This window comes from Hominisplanchenecus sp. (assembly GCF_046967715.1).
In the GTDB taxonomy this organism is placed as follows: Bacteria; Bacillota; Clostridia; order Lachnospirales; family Lachnospiraceae; genus Hominisplanchenecus; species Hominisplanchenecus faecis.
The window spans coordinates 33,020-41,736 of sequence record NZ_JBKVNQ010000020.1 but is presented as its reverse complement, the minus strand read 5'-3'; the positions used below and the strand labels follow the sequence as shown (position 1 = coordinate 41,736).

The following is an 8,717-nucleotide window of genomic DNA, read 5'->3' as shown; positions in this document are numbered from 1 at the left end:
AAAGTGCAGAAAAGATATTTCTGACAGAGAGAGAAAAGGAAAAAAGTATGAGAAAAAAAGGCAAACATATCGTATCAAAAGTACTGCCGGGAAGCATTGCAGAAGAACTGGAAATTGAACCGGGAGACGAACTGGTTTCTGTAAGCGGGAAAGAGATCGAAGATATTCTGGACTATCATTATCTGATGAATGATGAATATGTGGAACTTCTGATACGTAAACCGAACGGGGAAGAATGGGAGCTTGAGATAGAAAAAGAATATGAAGATGATATCGGGATTGAGTTTGAAAATGGTCTGATGGATAACTATCGTTCCTGTCATAACAAATGTATTTTCTGCTTTATTGATCAGATGCCAAAAGGTATGCGTGATACACTTTATTTTAAAGATGATGATTCCAGGCTTTCTTTTTTGCAGGGAAATTATGTCACACTGACAAACATGTCGGATCATGACATTGATCGCATTGTATATTATCATATGGAACCAATGAATATTTCGTTTCAGACGATGAACCCGGATCTTCGATGCAAAATGCTGCACAATCGATTTGCCGGGGAGGCTCTGAAAAAAGTGGACCGTTTCTATGAGGCGGGGATTCATATGAACGGCCAGATCGTTCTGTGCAAAGGCGTCAATGATGGAGCAGAGCTGGATTTCAGCATACGTGAGCTGACAAAATACCTTCCGTACCTGCAAAGTGTTTCTGTCGTTCCGGTTGGGCTGTCAAAGTATCGGGACGGGCTTTTTCCGCTGGAACCTTTTGATAAAGAAGATGCAAAGAAAGTACTGGATCTGATCCATGGATGGCAGAAGAAGGCTTATCAGGAATACGGCATCCATTTTGTCCATGCATCGGATGAATGGTATATTTTAGCCGAACAGACGTTTCCACCGGCCGAACAGTATGATGGCTATCTTCAGCTGGAAAATGGCGTCGGCATGATGCGGCTGCTCCTTGATGAAGTAAAAGAAGAGATAGAAAACCGGACAGGCGATGACCGGAAACATACCGTTTCCCTTGCAACCGGACTGCTGGCGGCACCTGTCATACAGCAGATCGCAGACCAGCTCTGCGAAAAATATCCGAACGTGACCATCCACATCTATCCGATCGTCAACGAATTTTTCGGTGAAAAGATCACGGTCTCCGGACTTCTGACTGGACAGGATCTGAAAAAACAGCTTACCGGCAAAGAACTTGGAAAGCAGCTGCTGCTTCCGTGCAATATTCTCCGTACCGGATACGATGTTTTTCTGGATGATGTGACGGTGGGGGAACTGGAAAAATCTTTACAAGTGAACATTAATATTGTAAAATCAAGCGGTCGGGCACTGATCGAGGCCCTTTTATTGGAAACAGAGACAATCGAACATTCCTATACAGATGAGGTGAATAAATATGAGTAAACCAATCGTAGCTATTGTGGGGCGGCCAAACGTAGGAAAATCCACACTCTTTAATATTCTTGCCGGAGAAAATATTTCTATCGTCAAGGATACACCGGGCGTGACACGTGACCGTATTTATGCGGACGTAGAGTGGCTTGGCAAAAATTTTACCATGATCGATACCGGCGGTATCGAGCCGGACAGCAGCGATATCATTCTGTCACAGATGCGTGAACAGGCACAGATCGCGATCGATACCGCAGATGTGATCATTTTTATGACGGATGTAAGGCAGGGACTCGTAGATGCAGATGCACGTGTCGCAGATATGCTCCGCCGTGCGAAAAAGCCGGTGATCCTCGTCGTGAACAAAGTTGACAGCTTCCAGAAATTTATGGCAGATACTTATGAGTTTTACAATCTCGGTATCGGAGATCCGATCCCGATCTCGGCATCTTCCAAACTGGGGATCGGCGATATGCTTGATGAAGTGATTCGCCATTTCCCGGAACATGATACCGAGGAGGAAGAAGATGACAGACCGCGTATCGCCGTTGTCGGCAAGCCAAATGTCGGCAAGTCTTCAATCATAAACAGACTGCTGGGGGAGAATCGCTGTATCGTATCCGATATTGCCGGAACGACACGTGATGCGATTGATACGGCTGTTACCTGGAACGGCAAAGAATATGTCTTTATCGACACTGCAGGACTGCGAAGGAAAAGCAAGATCAAAGAAGAACTGGAACGCTACAGCATCATCCGCACGGTCACAGCTGTGGAACGTGCCGATGTTGTTGTTATGGTGATCGATGCCGTAGAGGGGATTACAGAACAGGATGCCAAGATTGCAGGTATTGCCCATGACAGAGGCAAGGGCATTGTGATCGTAGTCAATAAATGGGATGCAATCGAGAAAAATGATAAAACAATTTATAAATATACGAACGAAGTAAGAAATACACTTTCTTATATGCCATATGCGGAAATTATGTTTGTCTCCGCACTGACCGGACAGAGACTGGTAAAACTGTTTGACATGGTCGATACGATCATTGAAAATCAGACCATGCGTGTACAGACCGGTGTGCTCAACGAGATCATGACAGAGGCAGTGGCCATGCAGCAGCCGCCTTCAGATAAAGGCAAACGTCTGCGTCTGTATTACATTACACAGGTAGCGGTAAAACCACCTACATTCGTGATTTTTGTCAATGACAAAGAACTGATGCATTTTTCTTATACAAGATATCTGGAAAACAAGATCAGGGAAGCATTCGGGTTCCGCGGAACTCCGCTGAAATTTATTATCAGAGAACGTGGAGAAAAGGAGAAATAAAATATGATACGTCTGTTATGCCTTGCAATCGGATATCTGTTCGGATTGTTCCAGACAAGCTATATTTTAGGAAGAGTACATGGGATCGATATCCGGGAATACGGAAGCCACAATGCCGGTACGACCAATATGCTGCGTACCATGGGACTCAAAGCAGGTCTTCTGACTTTTGCCGGGGATTGTAGCAAGTGTATTCTGGCCGTGGTGCTGGTGAGAGTCGTATTTGGAAAAACACATGCGGATATTCTGCCATTGCTTGAGTTTTATGCGGCGGCAGGGACGATCCTGGGACATAATTATCCGTTTTATCTTGGATTTCGTGGCGGCAAAGGGATTGCAGCCACAGCCGGTCTTGTCCTGTCAGTGAACTGGATCATGGCGATCTGCGGCATCATCACTTTTTTTACTACTTTTTTTGTGACACACTATGTTTCTCTTGGCTCGCTCCTTGTCTACGTCGGAATTGTGATCGAAGTGATCGTACTTGGACAGAACGGCTTTTTCCATATGACACAGCCGCACCTGTATGAACTGTATGCAGTTGCTATTTTTCTTGCTGTGCTGGCATTCTGGAAACATCGTGAAAATATCAAGAGACTGTTATCCGGAACAGAGCGAAAAACATATCTTTCATCAAAAAATAAAAAGAAATAAAAAAAAGCAAAATAAAAACAGAGGGGGTTTTCTTATGGCAAAAATTGGTATTATCGGAGCCGGAACATGGGGGACAGCACTTGCAGTGCTGCTGAACAACAATGGTCATGAAGTGATGATCTGGTCTATTATCCCGGAAGAAGTAGAAATGCTCCGCACAAAAAGACAGCATGAGAAAAAACTGCCGGGTGTTATTTTGGCACCGAATATTGATGTCACCGGTGATCTTGAAGATGCCATGACAGACAAAGATATTCTGGTCTTGGCGGTTCCTTCCCCATTCACAAGAAGCACGGCACACAGTATGCGTGCTTTCTGCAAAGAAGGACAGAAGATCGTGGATGTGGCAAAAGGGGTCGAAGAAAAGACATTGATGACATTGTCTCAGATCATTGAAGAAGAGATTCCGCAGGCAGACGTGGCAGTGCTTTCCGGCCCGAGCCATGCAGAAGAAGTCGGAAAATGTATTCCAACAACCTGCGTTGTGGGGGCTCACAGCAGAGAAACGGCAGAATATCTGCAGAATATTTTCATGAGCAAGGTCTTCCGTGTATACACAACACCGGATATGCTTGGTATGGAACTGGGCGGTGCATTGAAAAATGTGATCGCACTGGCTGCCGGTATGGCAGACGGACTGGGATACGGTGACAACACGAAAGCGGCACTGATTACCAGAGGAATTGCTGAGATCGCACGCCTGGGGATCAAGATGGGCGGTATACCGGAAACCTTTTACGGACTGACCGGTATCGGTGACCTGATCGTGACCTGTGCAAGCGTCCACAGCCGCAACCGCAAAGCCGGATATCTGATCGGACAGGGCAAAAGCATGCAGGAAGCAATGGATGAAGTCGGCATGATCGTAGAAGGGGTTTATTCTGCAAAAGCAGCGATCCGCCTTGCACAGAAATATCAGGTAGAACTTCCAATCATCGAGCAGGTAAACAAGATCCTGTTTGAGGACAAAAAGGCGGCTGATGCCTTAAATGATCTGATGCTGCGTGACCCGAAGACAGAATCGGATGCCGGAGCCTGGAAGTAAAAGAAAAACATTGACGAAGAGCTCTCCTGGGTGTATAGTATTATTCATAAGCAAACACTTTATCAGGTGAAAGCGTGAAAGCATAAAAGCGTTAAACCGGTAAAATGTTAAAAAAATGAACAGAAACAGGAGAGGAAAAATATGAAAAAAACACTGGCATTTTTATTATCACTGGGATTGACTGTCTCCATGCTCGCAGGATGCGGAAGCAAGACAAACGAGACAACTGCGGCAACCGATGCACAGACAGAATCTGCTGCCGGTACAGAAAAGAGTACAGCAGACGATGACGCAGCAGCAACTACGACATCCGACAAAACATATAAGATCGGCGTTCTTCAGTATGTGCAGCACGATGCACTGGATGCTTCCAACGAAGGATTTTTCGCAGCACTGGATGACCTGGGGATAAAATATGACGCCGATCAGCAGAATGCTGCAGGTGAGGCTTCTTCCTGTCAGACAATTTCTGAGACTCTTGTAAATGACGGAGATGATCTGATCTTTACAATCGCAACACCGGCAGCACAGTCCGTAGCAGGTGCTACCTCAGATATTCCGATCCTGCTGACAGCCGTAACAGATCCGGCAGAATCTGGTCTGGTAGAGTCAAACGATGCACCGGGCGGAAATGTAACTGGTACTTCTGATATGACTCCGGTAAAGGAGCAGATCGATCTTCTGAAAAAACTGATCCCGGATGCAAAGACAGTCGGAGTCCTGTATTGTTCGGCAGAATCGAATTCTGTACTGCAGGCAGATATGGCAAAAGAAGCATGCAAGGCGGCAGGACTGGAAGCAGCAGATTATACCGTCTCAAGCTCAAATGAAATCCAGACGGTTGTAGAATCTATGATCGGAAAAGTAGATGTTATTTATGCACCGACTGATAACATGATTGCAGCGGGTATGGCAACCGTGGCAATGATCGCAAACGAAAATAAAATCCCGATTATCTGCGGCGAAGAAGGCATGGTAAAAGAGGGTGGACTGGCAACTTATGGAATTAATTACTATGAGCTTGGTTATAAAACAGGTGAGATGGCCGCAAAAATCCTGACAGAAGGTGCTGATCCGGCTTCTATGCCGATTGAATATCTTTCCACAGAAGAATGTTCCCTGCTGATCAACAAAGAGACTGCGGATACACTTGGCATTGATGTCTCTTCTTATGATGCAGATTCACTTTATACTGCAGAATAAGATGGTGAGGATTGTGGGAGTGCGACGCACGGAATAATCCGCAGGCATCATAGTTGGGGACTTTTGATCCCAACATCATAAGATATGATTCTTACAAAAGCATCTCAGATTCAGACAAATAAATAACAATAAAAAAGACAAGGGAGGCAAAGGCTTCCCTTATCTTGGTGAATATGGAGGACAGTATGAGTGGTGTAGCACTTGCAATGCTTGGAGCAGTGTCTCAGGGTGTGCTCTGGGGCCTGATGGTTCTTGGCGTTTATATAACTTATAAAATATTGGATATTGCCGATCTGACCGTGGACGGCAGTTTTGCACTTGGCGGATGTGTCTGTGCGGCGATGATCGCAAACAAAGGCATGAATCCGATTCTAGCAATTCTTATCGCACTGCTTGCAGGACTTGCAGCCGGTGCAGTGACTGGATTTTTACATACCGTATTTGATATACCGGCGATCCTTTCCGGTATCCTGACACAGATTGCACTGTGGTCGATCAACCTGCGTATTATGGGCGGAAAATCCAATGTTCCGCTTCTGAAAGCACAGACTATTTTTTCAGAAGTTGTAAAAGCTACCGGACTGACACAGTCTCAGGTTTCTCTGATCGTCGGACTGATCATAGCGGCACTGATGATCGTTTTCCTCTACTGGCTGTTCGGAACGGAGATCGGTGCGGCACTGCGTGCGACCGGCAACAATGAAGCAATGATCCGTGCTCTCGGTGTTGATACCAGAAAAACAAAAATGATCGCACTGATGCTCAGTAACGGTCTGGTGGCCGTATCTGGGGCACTGGTATGTCAGAGTCAGAAGTTCGGTGACATCAATATGGGAACCGGTGCCATCGTAATCGGTCTGGCTTCCATCGTGATCGGTGAAGTACTTCTTGGAAGACTGCGTTCTTTCGGAAGCCGTCTGATATCCGCAGTTGTCGGATCTGTGGTATATTTCCTAATCCGTGCGATCGTACTCCAGCTTGGTATGGATGCAAACGATATGAAACTCCTTTCTGCCGTGATCGTTGCACTTGCACTTTGCGTTCCGGTTGCCATCAACAAATGGAAGATCAGAAGTGCCTATAAGGAAGGAGGAAGTGACAATGCTTGAACTTCATAACGTAAAAAAGACCTTTAATAAAGGAACGATCAACGAGAAAAAAGCCCTGCAGGGGCTGGAGCTGACACTTCAGTCCGAAGATTTTGTGACGATCATCGGCGGAAACGGTGCCGGAAAATCAACGATGCTGAATATGATCGCAGGCGTTTATCCGATCGATGAAGGGAAGATCATTCTGGATGGAACCGATATTTCAAGAAAACCGGAATATGCCAGGGCAAAATATCTGGGAAGAGTATTTCAGGATCCGATGAAAGGTACTGCAGCCGGCATGGAGATCCAGGAAAATCTGGCACTTGCATACCGCCGCGGTAAAAAGCGTGGATTGAAATGGGCAATCGGAAAAGATGAGCAGGTATTTTATAAAGAACAGTTAAAAGCCCTGGATCTTGGGCTGGAAGACCGTATGACAAGCAAAGTCGGTCTGCTTTCCGGCGGTCAGCGTCAGGCACTGACACTTCTGATGGCTTCTCTTCAGAAACCGCAGCTGCTTCTGCTGGATGAGCATACCGCAGCACTGGATCCGAAAACGGCTGCAAAAGTACTGGCACTTACCGAAAAGATCATTGCGGAGCATCATCTGACAGCCATGATGGTAACACATAACATGAAAGATGCGATCCGTCTTGGAAACCGTCTGATCATGATGCATGAAGGCCGGATTATTTATGATGTGGCCGGAGAAGAAAAGAAAAACCTTCAGGTCAGCGATCTGCTTGCCAAGTTTGAACAGGCAAGCGGCGGAGAATTTGCAAATGACAGAATGATGCTTGCGTAAGAAAAACGCAAAAAGCTTGCTGATTTCACGATAATGTCTTATCATGGAATCAACAGGCTTTTTCTTTTTAGCTGAGTGGAAACGGAGGGATGCAGATGCAGTGCAAACGTTGTAAAACTTTTTTCAAATATGATAAATACGATGGGATCTGTCCGCAGTGTGCTTATTTCAACAGACCGCCCGGAATGGAAGAAGTAGATCTTTTTGAAGATGATAAACGATTTCAGACGGAAAACTATGTGCTTCCGCAGATGGAAGGAATCCACATGGAACTGCATAAAAAATACGACAGTGATAAAAAACCGCATAAAAAGAAAAAAACGGCAAAAAATAATGCCGGACACTTTTCAGATTATCTGGAAATAAAATCAAAGGAAAATATGGAAACAAAAAAAGATGCTGCAAACAGCAGAGTGCGTATCATTGTTTGCCTGATCGTGGCGATTATAGCTATATTATTTCAGATTTTTGAGAATATGATGTAAATTTTAGAAGAGGATATACTTTCGTCGATATCCCTGATATTATTAAAAAAAATACATCATCTCTTGTTGAGAATTCATAAACGCTGTGTTATAATGTTGTCAATATAAGGGTATTTGCGTAATTTTGCAGGTACAGAAAGGAGTAGATATCAGTGCATATCATAAAAGATGAGAATGGCAATGTTTGCCCTCATGGTCATGAGCACGGACATGCACATACACACGACGATGTATGCCAGGAAGGCTGCAGCGGCTGTGAGTCACATGATCCGAAAAAAGAAAACATTGCACTTTTAACATATATGCTGCAGCATAATGAACATCATGCAGCAGAACTGGATCAGATGGCAGACAAATTGCGGAAAGCCGGAATGGATACAGCGGCGGAACAGATACGGAAAGCGGTTGATGAATTCCAGAAAGGCAACCTGTATCTGAGTGTAGCACTTGCCACTGTAAAAGAAAATTAACAGGAGGCGGAATTATGTGTCTTGCAGCAGTATACAAAGCTCAGGATCCGGAGACAAAACTGTTTGAATTTGTAAGCAGGATCGATGTTGACGGAGAGACAATCACCCTTACGGATGTAATGGGCGAGCAGAAAGTTCTGGAAGGTACTATCGTAATGGTAGACCTTGCAAACAGTATTGTGAAGATCAACTGCACGGAATCTTAGCAGTTATCAAATAAATTAAAATAAA

General features: G+C 44.9%; 10 protein-coding genes. All 10 read left to right on the top strand.

All coding sequences use genetic code 11. The features are described 5' to 3' along the window. Positions 1-47 precede the first annotated feature (47 nt). Complete coding sequence (locus ACLTL4_RS04545; protein WP_173897332.1) at positions 48-1,412, top strand: DUF512 domain-containing protein; 1,365 nt, start codon at positions 48-50, stop codon at positions 1,410-1,412. Then, on the top strand, positions 1,405-2,733 hold the full coding sequence (gene der / locus ACLTL4_RS04540) for a ribosome biogenesis GTPase Der (protein WP_147631688.1): 1,329 nt from the start codon (positions 1,405-1,407) through the stop codon (positions 2,731-2,733). The genes ACLTL4_RS04545 and der overlap by 8 nt, the downstream gene beginning before the upstream one ends. Before the next feature lie 3 nt (positions 2,734-2,736). Next, on the top strand, positions 2,737-3,387 hold the full coding sequence (plsY, locus tag ACLTL4_RS04535) for a glycerol-3-phosphate 1-O-acyltransferase PlsY (protein WP_412320284.1): 651 nt from the start codon (positions 2,737-2,739) through the stop codon (positions 3,385-3,387). Between the two features lie 34 nt (positions 3,388-3,421). Next, positions 3,422-4,432: an NAD(P)H-dependent glycerol-3-phosphate dehydrogenase gene (locus tag ACLTL4_RS04530; protein WP_173865767.1), complete on the top strand. Its 1,011-nt coding sequence runs from the start codon at positions 3,422-3,424 to the stop codon at positions 4,430-4,432. A 141-nt stretch (positions 4,433-4,573) separates the two neighbouring features. Next, entirely contained in the window at positions 4,574-5,635 is a 1,062-nt protein-coding gene (locus ACLTL4_RS04525; protein ID WP_022119443.1) for an ABC transporter substrate-binding protein, read from the top strand. Positions 5,636-5,820: 185 nt separating this feature from the next. Continuing rightward, entirely contained in the window at positions 5,821-6,744 is a 924-nt protein-coding gene (locus ACLTL4_RS04520) for an ABC transporter permease (RefSeq protein ID WP_022119442.1), read from the top strand. Next, positions 6,737-7,531, top strand: coding sequence for an ABC transporter ATP-binding protein (locus ACLTL4_RS04515; RefSeq protein WP_022119441.1), 795 nt, complete (start codon positions 6,737-6,739; stop codon positions 7,529-7,531). Before ACLTL4_RS04520 ends, ACLTL4_RS04515 begins: the two co-directional genes overlap by 8 nt. 95 nt (positions 7,532-7,626) lie before the next feature. Next, positions 7,627-8,016, top strand: a complete 390-nt coding sequence (locus tag ACLTL4_RS04510; protein ID WP_022119440.1) for a hypothetical protein — start codon at positions 7,627-7,629, stop codon at positions 8,014-8,016. Positions 8,017-8,168: 152 nt separating this feature from the next. Next, complete coding sequence (locus ACLTL4_RS04505; RefSeq protein WP_173897329.1) at positions 8,169-8,486, top strand: cobalt transporter; 318 nt, start codon at positions 8,169-8,171, stop codon at positions 8,484-8,486. A 14-nt stretch (positions 8,487-8,500) separates the two neighbouring features. Continuing rightward, complete coding sequence (locus tag ACLTL4_RS04500) at positions 8,501-8,692, top strand: CooT family nickel-binding protein (RefSeq protein WP_022119438.1); 192 nt, start codon at positions 8,501-8,503, stop codon at positions 8,690-8,692. Positions 8,693-8,717 lie beyond the last annotated feature (25 nt).